The 22,559-nt window shown below is 43.2% G+C and carries 17 protein-coding genes; all 17 read right to left on the reverse strand.

Features of this window, described 5'->3' with window-relative positions:
* Positions 1-132: 132 nt before the first annotated feature.
* Positions 133-2,586, reverse strand: coding sequence for an outer membrane beta-barrel protein (locus AC1DYB_RS17210; protein ID WP_477436764.1), 2,454 nt, complete (start codon positions 2,584-2,586; stop codon positions 133-135).
* A gap of 36 nt (positions 2,587-2,622) precedes the next feature.
* Positions 2,623-3,009: a hypothetical protein gene (locus AC1DYB_RS17215; RefSeq protein WP_477436766.1), complete on the reverse strand. Its 387-nt coding sequence runs from the start codon at positions 3,007-3,009 to the stop codon at positions 2,623-2,625.
* Between the two features lie 130 nt (positions 3,010-3,139).
* Positions 3,140-3,565, reverse strand: a complete 426-nt coding sequence (locus AC1DYB_RS17220) for a hypothetical protein (protein WP_477436768.1) — start codon at positions 3,563-3,565, stop codon at positions 3,140-3,142.
* A 67-nt stretch (positions 3,566-3,632) separates the two neighbouring features.
* Positions 3,633-4,073 (reverse strand): anti-sigma factor, encoded by a 441-nt coding sequence (locus AC1DYB_RS17225; protein ID WP_477436770.1) that lies wholly within the window; start codon positions 4,071-4,073, stop codon positions 3,633-3,635.
* Positions 4,070-4,684, reverse strand: a complete 615-nt coding sequence (locus tag AC1DYB_RS17230; protein WP_477436772.1) for an RNA polymerase sigma factor — start codon at positions 4,682-4,684, stop codon at positions 4,070-4,072. Before AC1DYB_RS17230 ends, AC1DYB_RS17225 begins: the two co-directional genes overlap by 4 nt.
* Positions 4,685-4,832: 148 nt before the next feature.
* Positions 4,833-5,714, reverse strand: a complete 882-nt coding sequence (locus tag AC1DYB_RS17235; RefSeq protein ID WP_477436774.1) for an AraC family transcriptional regulator — start codon at positions 5,712-5,714, stop codon at positions 4,833-4,835.
* 14 nt (positions 5,715-5,728) lie between these two features.
* Positions 5,729-6,397: a carbonic anhydrase gene (locus AC1DYB_RS17240; RefSeq protein ID WP_477436776.1), complete on the reverse strand. Its 669-nt coding sequence runs from the start codon at positions 6,395-6,397 to the stop codon at positions 5,729-5,731.
* 85 nt (positions 6,398-6,482) lie between these two features.
* Entirely contained in the window at positions 6,483-6,923 is a 441-nt protein-coding gene (gene cynS / locus AC1DYB_RS17245; protein WP_477436778.1) for a cyanase, read from the reverse strand.
* Positions 6,924-7,217: 294 nt separating this feature from the next.
* A complete protein-coding gene (locus AC1DYB_RS17250; RefSeq protein WP_477436984.1) occupies positions 7,218-7,412 on the reverse strand; it encodes a helix-turn-helix domain-containing protein in 195 nt (64 codons plus the stop codon).
* 112 nt (positions 7,413-7,524) lie between these two features.
* Positions 7,525-8,901: an alpha-amylase family glycosyl hydrolase gene (locus AC1DYB_RS17255; RefSeq protein WP_477436780.1), complete on the reverse strand. Its 1,377-nt coding sequence runs from the start codon at positions 8,899-8,901 to the stop codon at positions 7,525-7,527.
* Between the two features lie 45 nt (positions 8,902-8,946).
* Positions 8,947-11,400, reverse strand: a complete 2,454-nt coding sequence (locus AC1DYB_RS17260) for a glycoside hydrolase family 31 protein (protein ID WP_477436782.1) — start codon at positions 11,398-11,400, stop codon at positions 8,947-8,949.
* Between the two features lie 178 nt (positions 11,401-11,578).
* Complete coding sequence (locus AC1DYB_RS17265) at positions 11,579-12,667, reverse strand: SusE domain-containing protein (protein WP_477436784.1); 1,089 nt, start codon at positions 12,665-12,667, stop codon at positions 11,579-11,581.
* A gap of 10 nt (positions 12,668-12,677) precedes the next feature.
* Positions 12,678-14,159 carry a RagB/SusD family nutrient uptake outer membrane protein gene (locus AC1DYB_RS17270; protein ID WP_477436786.1) on the reverse strand — a complete coding sequence of 494 codons (1,482 nt, stop codon included), beginning with the start codon at positions 14,157-14,159 and terminating at the stop codon, positions 12,678-12,680.
* Positions 14,160-14,166: 7 nt separating this feature from the next.
* Complete coding sequence (locus AC1DYB_RS17275) at positions 14,167-17,127, reverse strand: SusC/RagA family TonB-linked outer membrane protein (protein WP_477436788.1); 2,961 nt, start codon at positions 17,125-17,127, stop codon at positions 14,167-14,169.
* 533 nt (positions 17,128-17,660) lie between these two features.
* A complete protein-coding gene (locus tag AC1DYB_RS17280) occupies positions 17,661-19,289 on the reverse strand; it encodes a DUF6377 domain-containing protein (RefSeq protein ID WP_477436790.1) in 1,629 nt (542 codons plus the stop codon).
* A gap of 211 nt (positions 19,290-19,500) precedes the next feature.
* On the reverse strand, positions 19,501-19,785 hold the full coding sequence (locus AC1DYB_RS17285) for a carbamoyltransferase N-terminal domain-containing protein (protein WP_477436985.1): 285 nt from the start codon (positions 19,783-19,785) through the stop codon (positions 19,501-19,503).
* A 2-nt stretch (positions 19,786-19,787) separates the two neighbouring features.
* Positions 19,788-22,181: a PAS domain S-box protein gene (locus tag AC1DYB_RS17290; protein WP_477436792.1), complete on the reverse strand. Its 2,394-nt coding sequence runs from the start codon at positions 22,179-22,181 to the stop codon at positions 19,788-19,790.
* Positions 22,182-22,559: the final 378 nt, after the last annotated feature.

A 22,559-nucleotide genomic window follows, 5' to 3' on the forward strand; every position in this document is an offset into this window, starting at 1 on the left:
TGCAACTGGCCAAAAAACAAGGTGTCATTTTGCCTGCCGCCGCCGTAAGCAATGGGTAGTACCCTACCTTGCCTCTTATTTTTCCTTTTAAATCAACACTTTTCGGCTTTTTTATTCGCATTACTGCTTGCACTAATTCTTCACCCTCCCCTGCTCGGCATCGGCGCCGGTTTGCTCTTTTTTACGCTGCCCGGCTACAGCTTTGCCAAAACGGAAACTGAGGGTTAATAAGGCCGACCGGGTATCGCCGTGGTTGGTGTAGGTGGCATCTGTTAGGTACAGGTTGTTGATGGCTCCCCGGTTTATGTTAGTATACAAAATATCATTCACACTAAATTTAAGGGTTACCTTAGGCGATAAGTTCTTAGATACCGCTGCATTTAACGCGCCCTTGCCGCCTGTAACAAACTGGGCATTGGTAATGCTGCTTTGGTAATTACCATCCAGCTGCAGGTTAAAGCCATTTTGTAGTTTAAACTGTAAAATACCCTGGCAGTATACAAATGTGCCTTTGGTATCCAGCACGCCGGTGTAAAAATTACTGCGCGAGTGGATACGGGTTACTTCGGCATTTATTTGTACGCTCAACCATTTTGCCGGCTCAAAGTCTCCATCTACAGAAAAACTGCTAACCGTTTTGTGGCCTATATTACCGGGGCGGCTGTAATAAATGCCATTTACTATCTGGATAGTTTCATCGGCATCATTCTTTGTGTCACTATAGCTGAGGGTACCGGTAATATGGTTTTTAAAAATATAAGCTAACTCAATTTTATTGGCGAACGATGGCTGTAGATATGGGTTACCCACGTAATAGGTAAACTTATCAAACGGGGTAACAAAAGGATTCAGGTCCTGGTAATACGGCCTGTCAATGCGGCGGCCGTAATTTAGTTGTACCTGGTTATCGCCCAGGCTATCCAGCTTGTATTGTATAAACATTGTGGGGAACAGATTGGTATAGGTCCGGTTAAAGGACGAGTCGGGCTTCATAACGTTGCCCAGCTGATGCCCGTTTGAGCTTGTATTTTCCAGCCTTAAACCAGCCTGGATACTCAGTCTTTTAAAATCCTTGTTCAGGTTAAGGTAAGCGGCGTTAATATGTTCCTTGTAATTAAAATGGTTGGTTTTATCATAATCGGGCGTGGCATTGCCATTTGTGGTATTAAAATAATTGGCTATGTTATCAGTTTGGGTATAGCTGGCTTTTAAGCCGGCTTCCATTTTCATGCCATTACCCAGGGGATGGCCGTAGTCTGCCTTGGCCGATACAATTTTAATATTTGATGGCAGGCTACCGTTTAAGCTACTTTGGCTTATCAATGCACCACTGGGCAAAAAGGTTTCATTATCAAAATCCTGTTTGTTGGTGGTGGCATAGTTAAGATAATCCAGATTGGCGGTAATATCCGGACCGTCTTTTTTAAACTCATGCCTGTAATTCAGGTTTAGGGCGGTATTTTTAAAGCTTCCTTTTTCGATATTTTTTGAAACAACGCTTGAATCAAGCTGACCAGCTGCATTTAACAGGTTGCCCGTGCCTGTGCTTGGCAAATAAGGATAACGGGCCAAGCCGGTCATCGCTATGCCATAGGTTGTATTTGGTGTTGCGTAATAATCGGCGCCAATGGTAAGCTTGCCACCATGCCCCTGCCGGCGGTTATAGGTATCCTGGTTGAAAATACCTGTAGTTTCGCCGCTGGTATTTTTATATCGCCTAAAGATGGCTACATCGGCATAGCTGTTACGCACGGTGTAAGCCAGGTTACCAAACAGGTTCAGTTTATTTTTGCGGTAATTGAAGTTAAGGCTGTTGTTGGTGCGGGTGTAGCGGGTTTGGCCAACACTTAGGCTTAGCCCCAGGTTGAAGCCTTTAAGCGCTGTTTTTTTTGTTTTTATATTGATAACTCCCGCATTGCCCGCCGCGTCATATTTCGCCGGCGGGTTGGTCATGATTTCTATTTGCTGCAGGCTTGATGATGGCAGGGCACGTAAATAATCGGCGAGAGCGGCGCCCGATAAATAAGTGGGCTTATCATCCATAAAGATAACTACTCCCTGCTGCCCTTTAAGGCTGATAGTCCCGTTTTGATCAACCAGCACCCCCGGCGATTTTTCCAATACATCAAGCGCCGTTGTGCCAGCGTTACTGATAAGCGCATCAACATTCAAAACTGTGCGGTCTATCTTATGCTCAATATATAGTTTTTGGCTTGTGATGCTTACTTCTTTCAGCGCCACCTGGCCGGTTTGCAATACGATATCTTTTAATACAACAGGCGGTTGTTCCTGATTGATGGTTATGATGTCGCTTTTATATTTATTATATCCCATAGCGGTTACCACCACCCGGTAAGCTCCGCCCTTAACGCCGTCAAAAACAAAATGTCCACCGGCATCAATCAGCTCATATTTTAGTGTGACCGAATCCCTGGCATCGCTTAAAATTACAGTAGCGCCACCGGCGGGCTTTTGGTCAGTATCCAATACCCTACCTGTTATTTTACCTGTTGCTGTTTGGGCATTTACAAAAATCGGGGCAATAGTTATCCATATGGTTAAAATAACCATGATCAGTTTTTTCATTTCGATAAGATTAAAGGGGTTGTTACGGGTTCAAACCTACTCCGGCTTAATTACAGTTTTACTTAACTGCTGACAAAGGTTTTTGAGGCGCGATAAGGATGCTGCAGAATTGGTGTTTTTATCAACTTTAACCAGCAGCCATCCGGCAGAGGCTTTGATATAAAAGTTACTGCTATCGGCCAGGTTGATTTGCGTATTCACATCATCGGAGTTTTTGAATACGATTACCGGCTTTAAATTCTCATTAAAATAAGCCTCCACCTTTTTAGCCTGGCCGCGATTGTAGGAAGCCTCCAGTTTAAATAGTTCAGGGGTTTCGGTTATTTTAACATCGGTACGGCCGCCGTTATCGGCAATAGTAAATGCCAGGCATATAGTAAGGGATATAATACCGGCTATAAGTAAAAAATAAAACGATTTCATGGTTGATAATTTTTGAGGGTTGATTAATTAAAGGGCATAGCTTTCCCTGTGCCCAAGGTGCAGACGTTTAAATTTTGCAGCTGTTTTGACTCTTGATTCTTAACTCTTGACTCTATTTGCCTCTCGCAGTTTACAGCCTTTTTAACAGGAAGTAATATCCCAGAAAACCCAGCGCGATGCTAAATATCATCACGGTGGCGGCATACAGTCCCGATGGCATATAAAAGCTTACCACTGTGAGACCGATAGCGATGGCGGTTAATATGGCAAACCATTTAAGCGAGTTCTCTTTGCCTTTTTGGTTCACAGGTAGTAATTGGGCAATTACACCTTCGGCAACGCCTTTTTCAACAATGGTGCGTTTTAACCTGTCGTCTAAAAATAGTTTGATGAGTGTGAGTACGAATGAGGAGGCCAGGAAAACGAGGATAATGATGACTATGCTGTGCATCATCTCAAAAAAAGCCTGCTCGTTTGTAAAGGGATCAAATACGGTTTGGGCATTGGCAGTAATACCTGCTAACATTAGGGATATGATGGTGGCTAATTTTTTCATGTTGCTGTTTTTATCGTTGTAATACCGGATGAGACCGGAAGCCTGTGTTTATGTTGCAGTTAATTAATCAATTAAAATCCAGTTTTTTCATTTGGTCGTGGTGTTCTTTAATTATTGTATTGAGCACGCCCCCAAATACAGCTATTGCGCTTGATGTTAAAATGGCAACAAACAACGCTGGCAGGCTTTTAAATAACAGTACCAGGTAGCTGCCGAATACCAATGATACTGTAGCTAAAAATATCATGGTTAACGCAACACCTAAAACAGTGATCCAGGGAAACTCCGCTTTTGGGGCGGGCAGTTGCCCAAGCACCAGTTCGGCAAGGTTAAAATCAAAAGCCGGCTTTTGCATGGCGCTCATTTGTTGGGTAAGCAGGCGGTAATTGGCCAGCTTAGCGCTGCAAGCGGCACAGCCTTGTGCATGGGCGGCAATGTCTTCGCTTGCGAGTGCGCCCTCCAGGGCGTATTGCTGTAAATCATTGTCTGAAGGATGATAACTACTCATAAATCTTCGCGTTTATAGTTGGTTAGCAGATTTTGTTTTAAAGCCTGACGGGCCCTGAAAAGGTAATTTTTAACAGTGCCTTCGGGTAGGTTGCTGATTTCGCAAATTTCAGCATAGCTCATCTCTTCCTGGTGATAAAGGGATAACAACGTTTTGTATACCGGTGATAGCTTATCCATTTCGGCATTTAAAATAATAGATAATTCCTTTGCTGAAAATAACCGCTCTACCTCATTATCATCATGGCCGACATTTTTTTGCTGCAGCCGCTCAAGCATTTGCTGTTGCCCGTCATCCTCATTATCCTGCACATCTATCAGCATTACCTTCTTTTTCTCCAGGTAATGCAGGCAGGTATTGTAAGTGATCTGCCCTATCCAGGTTGATAATTTGGATTTGAATTTAAAGCCCGGCAAATTTTTATAAACTTTCAGGTAAACATCCTGAGCAAGGTCTTTTCTATCGGCCGGTACCGGTATCATTTTAAATATCAGTTGAGCCACCAGCCCCTCGGTGTTTTTAATAATATTACCAAAAGCATACCTGTCGCCGCCCAAAGCGCGGGAAACCAGTTGTTGATCTGTATGCTGATATTCGTTTTGGTGGCTCACTTACTGATTAGACCGGGCTATTGCATAAAGGTTGCAATAATTTTTCAGTATCAAGTCGCCGGTCATGCGTTCGTTAATGCACTTTTAACTTTGAATTGTTTTTTGTTCATTTAACAGGGATATTTGAATAGGCAGCGCTTTTCGCTATTTATTCGGTATTCGTATGAATGTGCTTTCTGAATCCATCAGGCGACAGCCCAGCTTGTTTCTTAAAGAATTTGCAAAAATAGGAGTTGTCTTCAAAATTTAACGCGTACGCGATTTCCGTAACCGTCAAATTGAAATTAATCAGCATCCGTTTAGCTTCGAGGGCAATCCTGTTTCGGATTAAATCTCCCGCAGACTTTCCCAGTACTTCATTACAAAGCGCATTTAAATGATTAGGAGTAATGAATAAAAGCTCGGCATACTGCTTTGGCAAGCGCAGGTTCAGGTAATTTTTTTCAATCAACTTTTCAAAATTCCGCAACAACGTCATGTTATAAGAATCTGCCGGGTGTACCTCATTTCTAACATTCATATTTCCAATCTGTAAAAAAAGTTGCAGAATCCAAACCCTGATCGAATCCGTTTTAAAACGGTGTTGTTTTTCCATCTCTATAACCGCATTTTCTAAGATTTCGGTAATTGATGTTCTTTGTTCTTCCAAAATGTCAATCACTGAATCACCTGCAATACCATTAAGGAAATAGAATTGATCCAGGTAGTCGGATTTTAGTAAGAAGGATTGAAAAAACTGAACAGAGAAATTAATCACATAGCCATCCATATTACCCTCAAAGTCCCAGCCGTGCACCTGACCGGGGGCCATAAAATAGGCCCTGTATGGTATTATCTTAAAGTTTTGAAAGTCAATTGAAAAGCTACCGCCACCATGCGTAAATAATATCAGGTGATAAAAATCGTGACGATGCGGAAAATGAAGGTATTTGAGGTTTTTTAAATAGACAGCAAAACGACTGACAATAACGTCCTGCTGCCTATCTAAAGAAAACTCGCAGATATCATATACTTTAAACTCACTTTTCATCCTTAAATATAATGTTAGTGGCTCACTGTTTCTTCATTCAATTCATAAACATATCCTAAACTATGCGCGTCGTTATGCGATACGTTCAAATCTTTTACAAGACCAGTTTTCAAATCTATCACCCATCCATGCACTTCCAGATCCGTTCGCTCTTTCCATGCATTTTGTACAACTGTCGTTCTGCATAAATTATAAACCTGTTCTTCAACGTTTAGTTCTACAAGTCGGTTTACTTTGTCTGTCTGGTTCTCGATGGCATCCAATTCATGGCTGTGTATGCGGTAAACATCTTTAATATGCCTTAGCCAATTGTCTATCAGGCCAAACTGTTTTTTACTTAACGCAGCTGTAACACCACCGCACCCGTAGTGGCCGGCAACAATCACATGCTTAACTTTTAAAGTGTTTACCGCGTAATCCAGAACACTTAACATGTTCATATCCGAATGTACGATTACATTTGCAATATTACGATGTACAAATACTTCGCCTGCCCGCGTACCTGTAACTTCGTTTGCCGGAACGCGGCTGTCTGCACACCCAATCCATAATATCTCGGGACTTTGGCCGGCGGCCAGTTTGTTGAAAAAGTCAGGTTCTTCCTGTATGCGTCTAGTTGCCCAATCGCTATTGGCTTTGAGCAAAGCGTTGTAACTATCTGTTTGTGCTAATTTTAATTCCATGATCTCTCAATTTTATTTTATTGGTTTTTCCTTTTGTTAAGGAGCATAAAGCACTTTGATTCTTCTTTATGCTCCTGATACCTGCTTAGAATTTATTAAATGGTAAAAACTTGCCATCTAAAATTAGCTTCACGCGGGCACCGTTAGGTGATTCAACCTTTTCGATGTCTATCTTAAAATCAATACCGCTCATCGCGCCGTCTCCGAATAGCTCATTAATGGCCGCTTTAATATCCGGGCCATAATTCTGCATCATTTCAACTAATCTGTACAAAGTTGGATCAGTAGGTGTAGCTTGTAATGCACTTCTTAGCGGGATTTCCTGTAACGATGCCACAAGTTCTGGTGTCAGCGATAATATCTCTCCGATTTTTCCGGCGGCTTCCTGATCCAAAGTGGCCTGACCATGCAGGGCGTGTATCGTAAAAATTAAACTACTGCCGGTAGCGTCTGCTAAATCCTGAAATTTTATTTTTTTGTTTTTGATGCTTTGAATAATTAATTCAGCTGCTGTTTTTTTGTCCATCTTCTAATTTTTTTATTAATCAAAAGTACTGACTGTCAGATTATTGACACGGTGATAATTAGTGAGATTGCGGTACATTTTACTGATTCATTTACTTTCCATCACTACAGCCTGTTAAGTTACAGGACTTGCTATCATACAGGAATCGCAGGATTTTTACTTCCCGTAATGGATCGGGTTTGGAGACAAGGGGTAGTATAAATAAACTGAGAGATCTGAAAATACCTTGATTTGGATTATGGCCCGGGATAATGAGTTATCCTTCTTTTTTGTATTCCGAAATATTTTGGCCTGTTATATTTTAAAGAACCGGCTAAAGTGTGCCGCATCCTCAAAACCCAGCTCGTAGGCAATTTCTTTAGCCGACTTGCCTATATAAAAACCAAATCTTTTTGCTTCGTCAATTATACGGTCATGAATAATTTGTAATGGCAGTTTATGATGATAGCGTGCAAACAAATTTGATAATCTCTTGGGTGATCTACTCAGTTCGTTGCCATCGCCCTATAATAAAAAAGGTAATCACTGCATCGCGCTGTGATTACCAAATCCAAAAAGCGGAGACCAAGCCGCCTTTATATAAAAAGTAAACAAGAAAAACTTATCTTTTCAACACCATGTATTGGTACGGTTGCAGGGTAACCCGGGTATTGAAGGTGGTGTTAATTTTAGTTAAGCCGTTAGTCCAGGTGGTGCCTTGCAACGCGGCCGGAACGGTATAATTGATACTGCTATTTTTCGTATTTACCAGTATCAACACATCATCGGCACCTGTTTTTTTCTCAAAGGCGGCAATGTCATTGTCGTTGTAAGCAGTTAACGCGCCGGTTTTAACGGCCTCGTGAGCCTGGCGAAAGGCGATGATCTTTTTATATTCAGCTACCATATCAGGGTTGGCACTATAATCAACTGGTACATTGTTAAAAAAATTAATCGCGTTTGGATATCCTACTTCCTGGCTGCTGTATACCAGCGGTACACCACCCATATAAGCCGCTAAAACAAACGCTGCCAATGCACCCTGCTTGCCTTTATATTCGGTTATGGTGCTGCCGTCAGAAGATGCATTGTCATGGTTGGTAATATACCTTAGCTTAATGCCTGGTGATGGTAGCGAAGCAATTTCTGCCGTATTGGTACTAAATAAAGCCGAAGGAGTTTGAGTTCCGGCAAATACGTTTTTAAGGGTACTATAATAACTAAACGCATAGCTAAGCTGGAAACCGGCTGTTATTTCCGGTCCTTTTGTGCCTTCGGCCAAATAGATCAGCTTATGGGTTTTTATAGTATTTAAGGTATCCAATGCCTGCGCCCAGAAATCGTTAGGCACGTTATCGGCAAAATCGCAGCGGTAACCGTCAATATTGGCATTAAAGATCCAGTATTTCATGGCCTTGATCATGGCCGCGCGCATATTGGCATTGTTGTAGTTTAATGCGGCAACATCGCTGTAATTAGTTCCCGGCGGAATAATGATGTTCCCTCCGGCATCCTGTTGGTACCATGATTTATTTTGAATCCAGGCATTATCCCACGAAGTGTGGTTGGCCACCCAATCCAATATCACCGCCATGCCTAAAGTATGTGCTTTGGCAACATAGGCCCGCAGGTCATCCAGGGTGCCAAAATCGGCATTTACAGCCATATAATCTTTTACCGCGTAGGGCGATCCCGAAGCCTTTAATACACCAACCGGATAGGTTGGCATTAACCAAACTACATTGATGCCAAGCGCTTTGATAGAATCAAGGCGGGCCATCGCGCTGTTAAGCCCTATGGGCGAATAGGTTTTTAAATTCACCTCGTACATCACAATATCCTTGCTGGCAGGAACGCCGCTAAACGGGGTACCGTATTGTGCAGGGTCGCCGCTTACCGGTGGAGGGTTGGTTGTGCCTGTATCTGATGGTGCAGGTGTTTTTTTGCCGCAGCCCAGTAATGAGCCTACAAGCATCATAAGTAGTATTAAACTATTCATTTGGGATTTTTTGTTACACAAATTCATACACACGTTTCCTTTTTATTAATAATTTATTTGAATGTTAGTTGATGCATTGCTGATGGTTATGGTTTTAACCGGGCTATTGTCTGGCGCGTTAACGCTTCCTTGCGGGTCGGTATTGGCGGCTGCACCCAAAAAGGCTACATTGCCATCCTGTAATTTTAAATCGGTGTTGCCGACTTTAACTGATGTTGACTGCTCAAAGCCATGAAGCACCAGCCTGATGTATTTAAAATTGGTTTTAAAACTACCTTCGGCCTTGTCAAAAGTGATGGCTTTTTTATCTGGATCGAAGCTGATGGTACGTTTGTAAAAGTCACCTTTTTGATAACTAAAGCTTTTGCCATCATCTTCGTAATAAACAAAATGGTTTGCCTTGCTGCCTTTGTAAACATGCACGGCAAGGGTATCTGTAGGCAATTCAGCCGTTGACTGGGTTAATGACTGCATGGGTATAATGCTGCCACCCTTAACATAAACCGGCAGCTTGCTCACCGTTAACGGAACAGTTACTTCCTGCCCGCCCTTTTGCTCTGCCCCGGTGTATAAATCATACCAGTTACCTGCGGGGAAATAAACTTTTCCAAATGAGGCAGTACTTTCAAACGGTGCAACCATAAATCCGTTGCCAAACTCATACTGGTTCTGGTAGGCAGCATCCAATACTTTAGGATCAAAAGTATAGTTGATAGCCAATGAACGCATTACCGGCATCCCGTTTTGGGTTGATTCATAAAATGACGAATATAAATACGGCATAAGTTGGTAACGCAAACTGATATAATTACGGGCTATATCCAGTACGTCCTCGCCAAAAGCCCAGGGTTCGGCAGCACGGCTATTAAGCGCGGTATGATTACGGTAATAAGGGATAAAGGCACCCAGTTCAATCCAACGGGTATACAGCGAAGTGGTTGGGTTACCGGTAAAGCCACCAATGTCCATCCCCGTAAAAGATACCCCACTTAAGCCCAAGCTATTCATTAACCTGATACCTAACAGCATGTGATCTTCTTCGGCACGGTTATCGCCCGTCCAAATGGCCGAGTAGCGTTGCAAACCTGCGTAACCGGAGCGACTCAGGATAAAGGGGCGTTCTTTAAAATGTTCCAAAGCACCTTCATAGCTCGCTCGAATCATCTCCAGGCCATACACATTATGCGCTTCCAGGTGGGTGGTTTGCCTGCCATCAAAATCAAATAAAACATTATCGGGCATTTTTTGACCCCAGGTGGATATCTCATTCATGTCGTTCCATATCCCACTCACACCGGATTTAGCAAAGAAGTCGACCTGGTTGCGCCACCATCCACGGCCCTTTTCGCTGGTAAAATCGGTAAAATTACACCAGCCCGGCCATACCTGCCCGGTATAAGGTGTACCATCGGGATATTTGATGTATACATCCTGTTTTAAACCACTTTCATAGGCAGGAGCGCCTTTTTCAACCTTAATGCCTGGGTCAACAATAACGGTTAGCTTAAAATTAAGCTTGTTTAAATCGCTGCTCATCTTTACCGGGTCGGGAAAGCGACTCTTGTTCCAGGTAAATAGCTGGTACCTATCCATGTAATGAATATCTAAGGTAATACCATCGGCAGGGATGCGTTTCTCGCGCAGCGTTTGCGCTATACGCATTACCTCGGCGGTGGGGTAATAACTGTAGCGGTTTTGCTGATAACCTAACGACCATTTTGGTGGCAAAGGCATGCGCCCGGTTAACCAGGTATAAGAAGCAATGATATCTGCCATTTTTTTATGGTAGATAAAATAATAGTTCATTTGCCCGCCATGCGCGCCAAATGATGAAAAACGGTTGTTGCTGGCACCAAAGTTAAAATCGCTTTGATAACTGTTATCCATGAAAATACCATAGTTTAAACCGTGGTGAATACCCGCGTAAAACGGAATGGTGGAGTAAAGTGGGTCGGCATCCGTTCTGTAACCATACACGTCCGAGTTCCAGTTGGTATAGGCATTGCCCTTACGGTCAAGGTTACCGGTTTTTTCGCCAAGACCTACAAAGTGCTCATCATCCTGCATTTTTTTGTAGGTTGTTACCGATTGATTAACCCATGAAGTGGTCAAGCCCTGCTCGTCCTGGTTGATCACTTTGCCATCGATTGTGTAAAAGGCGATGCTGAAAGGCTTTTTTTGAATTACAGTTTTAAGCGAATCGGTAGTGATATTTATTTCGCCTTCTGTTTGGGTTATCTGCGCATTTACGGGCATCATTTTACCAACAACAGCGTAAGAAAAATCACCGCCAAGCGGGCTTTTATCTAATTGTACGCGAACAATGGATGGGCTGTAAACTGTTATTTTACCATAAGCGTTGGTAGTTTTAAAAGTAACATCCTGTTTTCCAATAGTAGCAGTTTCAAAATTACCGGGCATTACCACAGGCGATTGTGCCTTAACACGCGGCAAGTTTAAAACACATGCAAGCAAAAATGTGATCTTAATGAATTTCATGAATTAATCTGGGTAATGAGTTTGTTATTGCTGTAAAATAATTGCAGGTAAAAAACAGGAGTGCCAACCATGTATGGCACCCTGTAATCAACTAAGCACCTATGTAATTCTCAATAACATAGTCAAATTATTAAAAATAGATATTCATAAGGCGGCGCTTTCGTGCCGCCTTATTTAATTAGTTTTTCTTTAACTTAAAATTGTAGTTGTTAGGATCATGCAGATCTAACGTAATGGTGTAATTACCATTTGACGGCACTGTTAAGTTATTTAATGATCCATTGTAGGGTAACGCAGGATTATCAGCATATTGAAGTTTGCCATCTGCGGTTACACCAAAATCAATTGCCCACTGGTTATTAGCCCTGAATTTGAATGAACCACTGGCAAGCATATCTGCTGTTACTGTCCAAACTTTTTTGGTGGCATCGTAGGTCATTTGGGTATCCTTATCCCAGCTGCCTGGTGTAGCATCGCCAATAATGCCCCAGGTAACCAGGGTATATGACCACTTTAGGGCAGATGGGTTGGCAACCAGTTCATAAACACCCGGGCCTGGCAATACCAAATCGCCCTTGGTTCCGTCGGTGCTTAGTAAACCTGTACCGCCATCGCCATAGTTAATGTGGTCCCAGTCTGGTGCGCTGGTAAACTTAAAGTGATAGCTGCCACCGGCGGGTTCATAAATGTAACCTTCATAAATGTTGGCTACCGATGCCGCAACCGTGCCCGCTGTACCCGGCGACCAGCCCTGATAATCGCCAGGCAGGTATAATACCGGGTAATTATTGCTTGGCGGCAGGATTATTTTGTAAGGACTTACGGTAAGCGTTATAGCTTTGGTGTAAGCGTTCCGGTCCTGGTAAGCCTGTATCCTGAAAACCATTTTACCTACTTCATTTGGGGTAACACCCAGGGCAAGCGCCAATGTGTTTAACTCGCTGCCTTTATAGGTTTTGGTTAATACATCATTACCAATTAATACCGATGTGGCATTTTGCCAGGCGTTAGCACCCACGGTGTCGGTTGGCAAATCAGCCTGCAGTGTATAGGTTACGTGCGATTTGTAAGGATACACCACCGCCGGCCAGGTAAATGTGATCACCGATTGATCATCTGTAGCCGGTGTAAGCGTAGCCGTTGTGGTTGACGCGGTTACAGTACCCGTAAAAGCAACAGGCTTTAGCGTGGTAAGCTCGGCCTGCTTATGGCAGGCAACGGCCATAAAGGCCATTGCTACTAATGTTAAATTGATTATTTTTTTCATAACTCAATAATTAATAACCTGTGTTTTGTTTCAAACTGGTGTTTGCGTTAAGCGCGGCGGTTGGAATAGGGAATAATTTCCTATAGGCAGGTGTTGTTTGTACAAAACCATGTGCCAGCAAAAACTTATCAAACCTGATCATATCCTGCCTGCGGTGGCCTTCCATATTCAATTCAAATCCTCTTTCATCGTAAATATTATCGAGAGTGAGCGAGCCAATATCGCTAAGGCCGGCTCTTTCCCTAACCTGGTTAAGGAAGGGGGCTGCTGCTGCTGCGTTTCCTAACCGAAGGTTACACTCGGCTTGCATCAGCAATACATCCGCATACCTGTACACTGGAAAATCATTTGATTCGCCGCTACCGTCTGATGGTTTTACCGGGAAGAATTTAACATCCCTGATACCTTCATTAGGCCCTGCGCCCGGATCAATTAATGATGATACCTCTTTGGTATAAGTAGTACCGCCGGCCTGTGCGCCAACCAGGAATTGTTTCTTCCTTATATCGGCATTATCAAACTTATCGTAATACTCTGACGGGATGATGGTACCATTCCAGCCGGCAAAACCAATCAGCGCTGTACCATTCGGACTATTTAAACTCCTGATGGCGTAGATATTACCGCTGATCACATTTTGCGTAATAAACAAAGCGAAAATGGTTTCATCGTTAGGGCATACATCGCCAAAAAGGTCATAGTAAGTATTGCCCAGCGCGCTGCCTGTACTTGCGCTTGCCGGGTGTAAGGTAAAACCGCCGGATGCTACTTTATTACAAGCTGCAAGCGCATCTGCCCAATGGGCGGTACCGGTATACACTTCGGCATTTAAGTAAACTTTGGCCAATACCATGTATCCGGCCCATTTATTAAACCGGCCGTAGTAAGCGCCACCTCTTGTTTCAGATAAAAGGTCTACATTGGCTTTAAGCTCACTTACTATAAAGTTGTAAATGGTGGCTCTTTTTTCCTGCGGAATCTTGGAGATATCGGTGTTGTTATCTGTGTAAAAAGGCACATCACCAAAATCATCTATCAGCAGATAATAAAGCCAGGCGCGGGTAACTTTAGCCTCAGCTATTTTTGCTGGATCTGCTTTGGCCGCGGTAAGCTCGGATATTGCTAAGTTGGCGGTGTAAATGGTGGAGTAAGCCCAGTTCCAGGTATTGTTAATGATACCAAGACTTGGCAATGCGGTGCGGGTATATAACTGTGCAAAATCAAGCTGCCAGTCGCCTGTATTACGGTGAGGTATTACCTGCTCATCAGATGAGAAGCAGTTAAGATCATACCAGCAGTTATCCCTGCCGGCATAGTTAGAACCCCATGAGCCGGTAACTTTTGCATATACGCTTGCCAACGCCACATCTGCACCAGCCGGTGTTGAGTAAAATTGGTTAGCAGCATATTTGTCATATACGTTTTCATTAACCTTGGTGCAGCTTTGAGCAGCAAGGCCAATAATAAAAATACTGAATAATATTTTTTTCATGATCTGATTATTTTAAAACAACGTTTAAGCCTATTGAAAAGGTCCTGGTACGGGGGTAAGTTCCGTAGTCGGCACCTGATGAGCTTCCGCCGCTTGTATCCAACTCCGGGTCAATACCTTTGTATTTGGTAATGATGGCCAGATTTTGGCCGGTTAAGGATAAACGCAGCGCGCTGATGTATTTAACTTTGGTGAGGTTAAACCTGTATCCTAAAGAGAGGTTTTCCCATCTTAAGTATGATCCGCTCTCCAACCAAAGGTCAGATCCGTATTGGGATGATTGGATGCCCAGTGGCACGGCGCTTGAAAGCACATTTGATTTCCCCAGGTTTTCTAATAAACTTAGCTCCTGGCGCAGGCCATTGTAAATTTTATTACCGCCAGATCCGCGCCAAACCATCGATGCATCAAAGTTTTTGTAGGTAAAGCTTGGGGTAAAGGCATAAGTGTATTTTGGTAATGCCTGGCCTTCTTCAATCCTGTCTTTACTTTGCGATCCCTGGTCAATAGTGCCGTTTTTATCCTGGTCAACAACGGTTTCGGCACTGTTCGCATCTTTGCCCAGGTGTTTTAAAATAAGGAAGGTACCTACCGGTTTGCCTACAACAAGGTACGCGTTACCGCCGCCGCCCCATCCAACATAATTGGTTGGTATATCATAGCCTTCAATTTTGCCGCCAAGTTTGGTAACCTTGCTTTGCATTAGTGAGCCATTAGCTGCAAGTGTTAAAGTGGTGTTTTGATTTTTAATAACCATGTAGCTTAAAGAAAGCTCCAGACCGCGCGAGCGTAAAGTACCCACGTTGGCCAGTATATTGGTGGTTAAAAACGGCCCCTCAAGTGGAACGGTGTAGTTAAACAGCAGGTTTTCTGTATTGGCGTTGTACACATCAACAGTACCGTTAAAACGGGTGTCATGTGATGAAAAATCTAAACCAATATCTGTTTGCTTGCGTGTTTCCCACCTTAAGTTTGGATTTGAATTTTGGGTAGCCGCGTAATTTGGTATGGTTGAACCTCCAAAGAATACAGAGCCAGCCTGGCCAACCAAAGCGATAGAGTTTTGAGGCCCTATTCCCTGCTGGTTACCGGTAACACCGTAGCCTACACGTAATTTTAAGCTACTTAAAACGTTTTGATCCTTCATGAAACCTTCCTGGTCAATTCGCCATGCTATTGCTGCAGATGGGAAATTTGCCCATTTGTTGTTAGCCCCAAATACAGTTGAACCATCGCGCCTGAAACTGGCGGTTAACAGGTATTTATTATCGTAGGAGTAGTGGATCTGGCCGATGTAGGATACCAGCCTCCTGTCGTTTTTATAGGATGAAATATCGCCCTGCAAAACTTTTGAAATATCACCCAGTTGTAAAGCATTGTAGCTGGCCAGGTCATTGATAAAGCCCCTGCCCTGCGCAAAGCTGCCATTATAGGTTTGTGCCTGCCACTCATAAATAGCCAACGCGTCGAAATGACTTAAACCAAATTCATGTTTGTAGCTTAAGCTGATATCCATGAGTTTCTCATCAACGTGACTATTGCTGATATTGCCGATACCTTTGTTATCAATTGCCGTTGCAATTGTTGATGCCGCCGGCGCGTAATAGCCGGTGTTGGTATCAGATTTACGCCAGCTGCCAAACCATCCCGCCGATAAACCTTTGTAAATATCCAGGTCGGCCCTTAAGCTGCCAAACAGGTTATTAGTGTTCACATTGTTTTTAACAGTTTGTGAAACGGCATAAGGATTAATGTATTGAAATACGTTGGGGTCGGCATAGTATGATCCATTGGTATTAAATACCGGGTCCGTTGGCCTTGATACATAGGTATTGCTGATGAGGTTTGAATTGAATGCCGCACGACCAATACCTATTGGACTATAAACAGCGTCATTAATGCCGCTGTTTACATTCATGGTAAGGGTAAGCTTATCATCCAAAGCCTTTTGGGTTGCCGTTATCCTGCCTATATATTTTTTATAGTTTGAGTTGATAACAATACCTGTTTGGTTAATAGCACTTACCGAGGCACGGTAACTAAAACCATTGGCGCCACCGCCAAAAGCCAGGGAATGGTTTTGTGTAACCCCGTTCCTGGTAAGTAAGTTAAACCAATCGGTGTTTGAGCCATGATTGGCCGATACGTCAACACCCTGCTTTTCGGCTTGTGCAGTCCACTCGGCGGCATTTAATTCAGAGAGTTTTTTGGCGATCACATCCAGCGAGGTGTTATCCGTGTACTCTACACTACTTTTGCCTGAGCTGCCTTTTTTGGTGGTAATAACTATTACACCGGGCGCACCACGTGACCCGTAAATGGCTGTTGCCGATGCATCTTTCAATATATCCACTGCAGCAATTTCACTTGGCGGCACCTGGTTTAGCAGGTCCATATTGCCCTGTATACCATCAACTACCACCAGTGGGTCGTTACCGCCCTGTAATGACGTTATGCCACGGATACGCACGGTTGGTGCAACACCAGGCTCGCTGCCTATCTGCGTAACGCTTACACCTGCAGCTTTTCCCGTAAGTTGCTGTAAAGGATTGGTTACAGATCCCGGATTAAGATCTTTACTGCCGATGTTTGATACAGAACCTGTAAGATCGGATTTCCTGACCGTTCCGTAGCCCACTACAACCACCTCTGTTAATGATTTCGAATTAGGAATTAACTTAATAACAGGGTTTTCATTGGCCTTCATCACGCGTTCCAGCAGGTCGTATCCCACAAATGAGATCTGAACGGTTACTGTGACCTGGCTGCCCGACATGGTAAAGGCACCGTTTATATCGGTAACGGTAGCCTGATCTGTTCCTTTCACATGAACAGTAGCGCCTGGTAACGGCTGATTAAGCTCATCAACCACCTTGCCTTTGAAAGTGCTTTTTTGAGCAAATACAGCTATTGCAGAAATTAAAAGCAACACGGTCAGGCCGTACTTAAATAAGTAAACTTTTTTCATTTAATTATTGGTTTTAAATTGGTTTGTTAGCACTTGCCTTGGTTGGCAAATCAGGATCAAATAAAAGGAGGCAATTTTGGCAAAACAATAGCCTGGTACTTCAATATAGAAAATACAAAAGAAATACTCTTTATATATAATTGATTATCAGACATTTAATTACAAACCAATATAGAGCCAATATAGATTTAAAAAGAGCCGATATTGGGCTAAAACAAGTCACGGGCGCACTTTACCAACTTTGTGATCATATGTAAATATGCCTTGGGCGCTGAAGTATGGAAAATGTTGTATAATATAAAATAGGCGCCGGAGCAATCGGCTCTGTATGCAGGCAAATACCTACCAACCAATCCACACTTTGCCGGTTGGGTATCTCATTCCAGCTTCGCTGTAAAGAAGGATTGAAAAGTTTTTAGTTTTGATTAGCTATAGTTGAAACATCTCTTTTCAACTAAGTTAAAGAGTGGATAAGCGAAGCGTAGACCGGGCGAGCCTTTATCTTGGTTAGTCTGCGTTATTTCCTACCCAAATTACACCGCCTCTATCGCCATAATATGATCTTCAAATTCATCATTGGCGATGAACGATTTGTTTTTGATGCGATTTTTGTAGGAGTATATGGTATTCACCGAGTAGCCCAGCAGCTTGGCTATTCTGTCGGTATCGTGGATGCCCATCCTGATGAGGGCAAAAATACGGTGCTCGGTACTGAGCAACTGTCCCTCGGCCACTGCAATTTTTTCGCCTGTATGAAACAGGACATCAAACCGGCTAATAAAATCAGGAAAAAGTGAAATGAAAACTTTATCGAAGGTATGGAACAATTGGTGTCGCTCGTTTTCCAGGTTCAGGCTTTTAATGGCAGCCTGCGCGTCTTCATAACGTTTGCTGCTTAGCTTTTTATCCAGCGATTTCTGGAAGCTTTCCAGTTTATCAATATAAATGGAGTTGATGTTGAAGTAATAGCCTATGTATTCGTTCTTGATTTTGTTGGCGGTACTTAAATTACGGTTTAGAGCCTCCAGCGCTACATTGCTTTCCTGTAAGGATACATTGGCTTCTTTGATCAGATCATCGGCAATGCGTAATTTTTTGAGCTGACGAAAAATGATCACCGCAAATACCACCACAAAAAGCACCAGTACGGTAATAATGGACGAGTATATAAACAACGACCGTTTTTGCTGCTCTACCGTACTAATGCGCTGCGCCTCAATAATGGGCAAAATACTACTAATGGCTACCTGCCTGTGCCTGGCCCCGTAAAAGGTTGCATCGTCCATGGCCTGCTTAATGTAGATGAAAGCATTGTTGAGATCGCCTTTTTTGTACAGAAAATCAGCGAGTTTATATATGGCTACGGTTTCTTTAGTAGCCGATTGAATATCGGCAATAGCTGCCTGGATGAGTAATTGGGTTGATTGATCCTGCTTGCCCTGCACCTCGCAGATATAGCTGAGCGAGCACGCGCTGACAGCAAATTGGTTAGGTGTTAAATTTTTAAGCTGCAATAAGGCGTTGTAGTACTTTACGCCAGCATCATTGTTGGATGTTCGCAGCGCCTGCAATCCTTTTAAAGCCAAATAATTGTAAGTGTCTGGAACAGCGTATGAAAGCGCCGAATCAATACAGGCGATTCCTTTTGGATTGTAGGTTGCAGAGTAATCAACGTTCCGGTCAAAATCCGACAGATCGAAATAACTTCGGGCCATAAGAAAATAGTATTCCACCTTATCATTTGCAGAAAGGTATTGCAGGTTGATATTGTTAAGCGTTTCCAGAGTTTCTTTAAACATGCCCGATGAAATGAGCGTAAAACCCAGTTCCATTTTAGCAGAGGCCATTCGGCCCGGATCGTTAAGCAGAGCGGCGGTTGCCTGGAGTTTTTTAGCGTAGTTATAGGCCGAATCGTAGCTGAAGTTTTTGTACTCGTTATACAACTGCTGGTAAATATTATACTTTTTATTGATGTTGCCGGCCTGACCTACCTGTTTTTTAAGTTCATCAATGCGGTCCGTTTTTTGCTTTACATACCGGTCTTTATCAGCCAGTACGGTATTGAGTTTATTTAACAACGAATCGGTAGCCGCCGTTTGCGCATACCCATCCAGGTTTATCAACAGTAGCCATGAAAATAAAAGATATAACCTGAGCCTCATTTAATTTTAAGGGAATAATTGGACACGTAGCTCCAAAGATATATAAACATATCAAAATATGGTGTAAACCAACCAAGGTTAAAACTCGCCCGCCGGTTCCAGTTTATCGGAGCGGGGCCCTTCCCTTCACCCCTATTTCGTCGGGCCTGAAAGAAGGGTTAAGAGGGGGAATTACAACCATTGATGATGTGTTGCTGAAAGCAACCTGACATTAATTGAGGTAGTTATACGAGACTATAGAAGCCAAAAGAAAAAGAATATAACCCCGGCTATAGCGCATGTTGAGGCTAAAGGAGCCGTCGTCTTTCAAATCCACGAGGTGTTTGAAAATTACATCGGTATACAATGGTTCGCCACATGGCGCCAGGCCCATCACTTTATATTCACCACAATTGACTTTGAAGTCAAGATAGTAGGCAAAGGCAGAATATAGCAAGCCTATAGAATGCGGAAAATTAATCTCCTTTACCTGTTCGATCCGGTTGTTGGTGCCGATAGCTACCGAAGTGCCAGAGGCAGGCTAAAATAAAATGTGGAACCTTTGCCGGGCTCGCTTTCCGCCCAGATCTTGCCCTGATGCCGTTCGATGATTTCCGCGCTCAAGTATAAACCTATTCCAAAACCTGAAATATTGTTATTGTTATTAACCCTGTAATAACGTTCAAAAAGCCGGGGCATGTCCAGTTTATCAATGCCCATACCTTCATCACTTACGCTTACCCGGAAAAAACCATCCACCTGTACACCGGCAATCTGAATAGAGGTACCATTCCTGGAATATTTAACAGCATTACTGATAAAGTTATTGATCACCTGCCCTATTTTATCACGGTCGGCATTAACCATCGTTGATTCCACCGGGTAAAATATAAATTCATGACCTATATAAAGAGGCTTCGTTTCTTCGGCCATTTCTTTAATTAAATCCGCCATATCAAACTGTTGCTTTTCGATATAGATCTTGCCTGATTCTAGCCTGGATACATTTAAAAAGCCATTGATCATGGTCGTCATTCGCTTAACCTGTTTTAAAGACTGTTCCAGTGCGCCGTTGGCAAGACTATCTTCTGCCTTCTTGGCCTTGAGCTGTAGCATCTGAAGATAACCGTTAAGTGAAGTAAGCGGTGTTTTTAACTCGTGGCTAACCATCCCAATGAAATCACTTTTGCGCTGATCTTCTTCTTTAATACGCTGGATATCTATAGTTGAGCCAACCCACATTGTAATCTCGCCATTTTCGTTCAATATCGGTGAAGCGATATTCAGGTGCCAGCGGTAATTGCCGTTCATATCTTTGAAGCGCATTTCACTTTCCAACGCCACACCTTTAGCGGCGGCCTCACCCAGCTGTGCCTGAAAACCTGGTATCTCGTCGGGGTGCATCATTGCTTGATACCCAAAATCGCGCAGATTCTCGAAACTCATACCGGCATAGTCAAGCCATTGTTTATTAAAAAATGTAACTTCTCCACTGGGAAGCGCATTGCTGATCTTGGCGGGCACCAAGTCGGCCAGATAACGAAAATGTTTTTCGCTTGCTTCAATCTTTTGCGCCGCCAGCTGTTGTTCTGTAATATCCATGACCACTCCCGTAAACGCGGAAAAGGTTCCGGACAGATCAACTTTAAGGTTACCGACGGCGCGAAGCCATCGCAGCCGATTGTCATGTAGACCTACCACGGGGTAGGTAACATCATAGTCGCCATTATTATAGATTGCATTCTCCAATTTTGAGGCGACAACACTGCGGTATTCATCGGTGATTTGCGCCAAGGCCTGTTCTATAGTAAGGTTTTCATCCGGATAATAACCAAACAGTTCTTTAAGCCGGGCATCGGTGACGAACTGCCGCGTTTCGGAATGGATAAACCAGGTGCCGAAATTCGCTGCGTCGAGCGCTAAGCGCAGCGCCACCTGGCTTTCTTCGAACTTTTGCCTGGCTTCCTGTAACTGCTCGTTCACCAGCGCCAATTCATTGTTAGTGGCAGTTAGCTCTTCGTTGGAAGCTGCTTGTTCTTCATTAACCGCTACTATTTCTTCGTTAATGGCTTGTAACTCTTCGGAGGCCTGTCCAAGCATTTCTTCTGATCGCTTACGTTCCGTAACATCCCGCGTTGTCCCGGCTACGGCTTCTACCTCGCCCTGCGCATTAAGTACCGGGGTTAATATATAATCGTAAACACGGCGGCCAAGTACCGCGTGAGGGAAGGACACCTCACCACGAACAGATTTTTTGGTAGCACGGACCTGGTCTATTTCCCGTTCGTGCATTTGGGCATGCCAGGGCTCATAACCATTTTCCAGCAGGCTTTTACCAATTGAGTTTTCCCAGGATTTACCCCACATATCTAATAAAGCACTATTCGCATAAGTAAAGCGGTAATCCAAACCGAATACATACATAAGGTCAGGTGTATTGGAAGTAATAGTCTCAAAGGTCCTTCTTTGTTGTTCAGACCGCTCCCGTGTTACCGCTAATGCGTCTTCCGCCTTTTTGCGCTCCGTGATGTCGCTGGCCACACCAAACCATTCGATGATCTCGCCTTTTTTGTCAAGGATGGGTACGGCACGCGAAAAAGTCCAACCTGGTGTGCCGTCTGCCCTAATAACCCGATGTTCCAGTTCGAATATTTTTTTGCCTGCTATTGAAGCGTTAATGGCAGCGTTGACCATGCCCAAATCGTCCGGGTAGATATTCCGGGATTTCCAATCCCTTACCGGCTCATGGGCGTCTTTTAGAAAGCCTCGACCATCCAACTCATGCATCACGGCCCAATCCGGGCTCAGGGTGTAAATGACGTCGGAAGTTGCGGTAACCAATGCCCGCAGGCGCTCTTCACTAGCGGCAACGGCCTGTTCTCTTTGTTTATTTTTATCTGATGGTTCGGGCATAATCTAGTTCAAAATGAAAAATAAATTTAAGAACCGAAAAAAACAACAATTTGTTTTGAGCGGCCAGAAATGGAACTGACGTTAAATTATAGCAAAAAATTAAATTTATTTAGAAATCAGACTTGTGATTAATATAAAATTATACAAGATTAATGGAGGAGTAACTAAAACTGCACTTTAAATAGGGCTATTGTACGCTAAATCATGTGTTCCGGAAACAATAATCACCGGGATGTATTGCTTTTTATTATTTTTATTTAACTACCTGAAAATAAATAATATATACATATCTACCAGTTTAACATCCATAAGAATGAGATGAGGTTTAAAATTATTTATGAATAGTATTTCTTTATCCGTAGATATAAATAGTCTAAT

It is taken from the genome of Mucilaginibacter sp. P2_A4 (assembly GCF_056405015.1).

Excerpts from the sequence above, each read along its gene's own strand:
- AC1DYB_RS17220 (WP_477436768.1), bottom strand. The coding sequence starts at position 3,565 with ATGAAAAAATTAGCCACCATCATATCCCTAATGTTAGCAGGTATTACT.
- AC1DYB_RS17215 (WP_477436766.1), bottom strand. The coding sequence starts at position 3,009 with ATGAAATCGTTTTATTTTTTACTTATAGCCGGTATTATATCCCTTACT.
- cynS (WP_477436778.1), bottom strand. The coding sequence starts at position 6,923 with ATGGACAAAAAAACAGCAGCTGAATTAATTATTCAAAGCATCAAAAAC.
- AC1DYB_RS17280 (WP_477436790.1), bottom strand. The coding sequence starts at position 19,289 with ATGAGGCTCAGGTTATATCTTTTATTTTCATGGCTACTGTTGATAAAC.
- AC1DYB_RS17210 (WP_477436764.1), bottom strand. The coding sequence starts at position 2,586 with ATGAAAAAACTGATCATGGTTATTTTAACCATATGGATAACTATTGCC.
- AC1DYB_RS17290 (WP_477436792.1), bottom strand. The coding sequence starts at position 22,181 with ATGCCCGAACCATCAGATAAAAATAAACAAAGAGAACAGGCCGTTGCC.
- AC1DYB_RS17235 (WP_477436774.1), bottom strand. The coding sequence starts at position 5,714 with ATGAAAAGTGAGTTTAAAGTATATGATATCTGCGAGTTTTCTTTAGAT.
- AC1DYB_RS17275 (WP_477436788.1), bottom strand. The coding sequence starts at position 17,127 with ATGAAAAAAGTTTACTTATTTAAGTACGGCCTGACCGTGTTGCTTTTA.
- AC1DYB_RS17260 (WP_477436782.1), bottom strand. The coding sequence starts at position 11,400 with ATGAAATTCATTAAGATCACATTTTTGCTTGCATGTGTTTTAAACTTG.
- AC1DYB_RS17225 (WP_477436770.1), bottom strand. The coding sequence starts at position 4,073 with ATGAGTAGTTATCATCCTTCAGACAATGATTTACAGCAATACGCCCTG.
- AC1DYB_RS17270 (WP_477436786.1), bottom strand. The coding sequence starts at position 14,159 with ATGAAAAAAATATTATTCAGTATTTTTATTATTGGCCTTGCTGCTCAA.
- AC1DYB_RS17240 (WP_477436776.1), bottom strand. The coding sequence starts at position 6,397 with ATGGAATTAAAATTAGCACAAACAGATAGTTACAACGCTTTGCTCAAA.
- AC1DYB_RS17265 (WP_477436784.1), bottom strand. The coding sequence starts at position 12,667 with ATGAAAAAAATAATCAATTTAACATTAGTAGCAATGGCCTTTATGGCC.
- AC1DYB_RS17255 (WP_477436780.1), bottom strand. The coding sequence starts at position 8,901 with ATGAATAGTTTAATACTACTTATGATGCTTGTAGGCTCATTACTGGGC.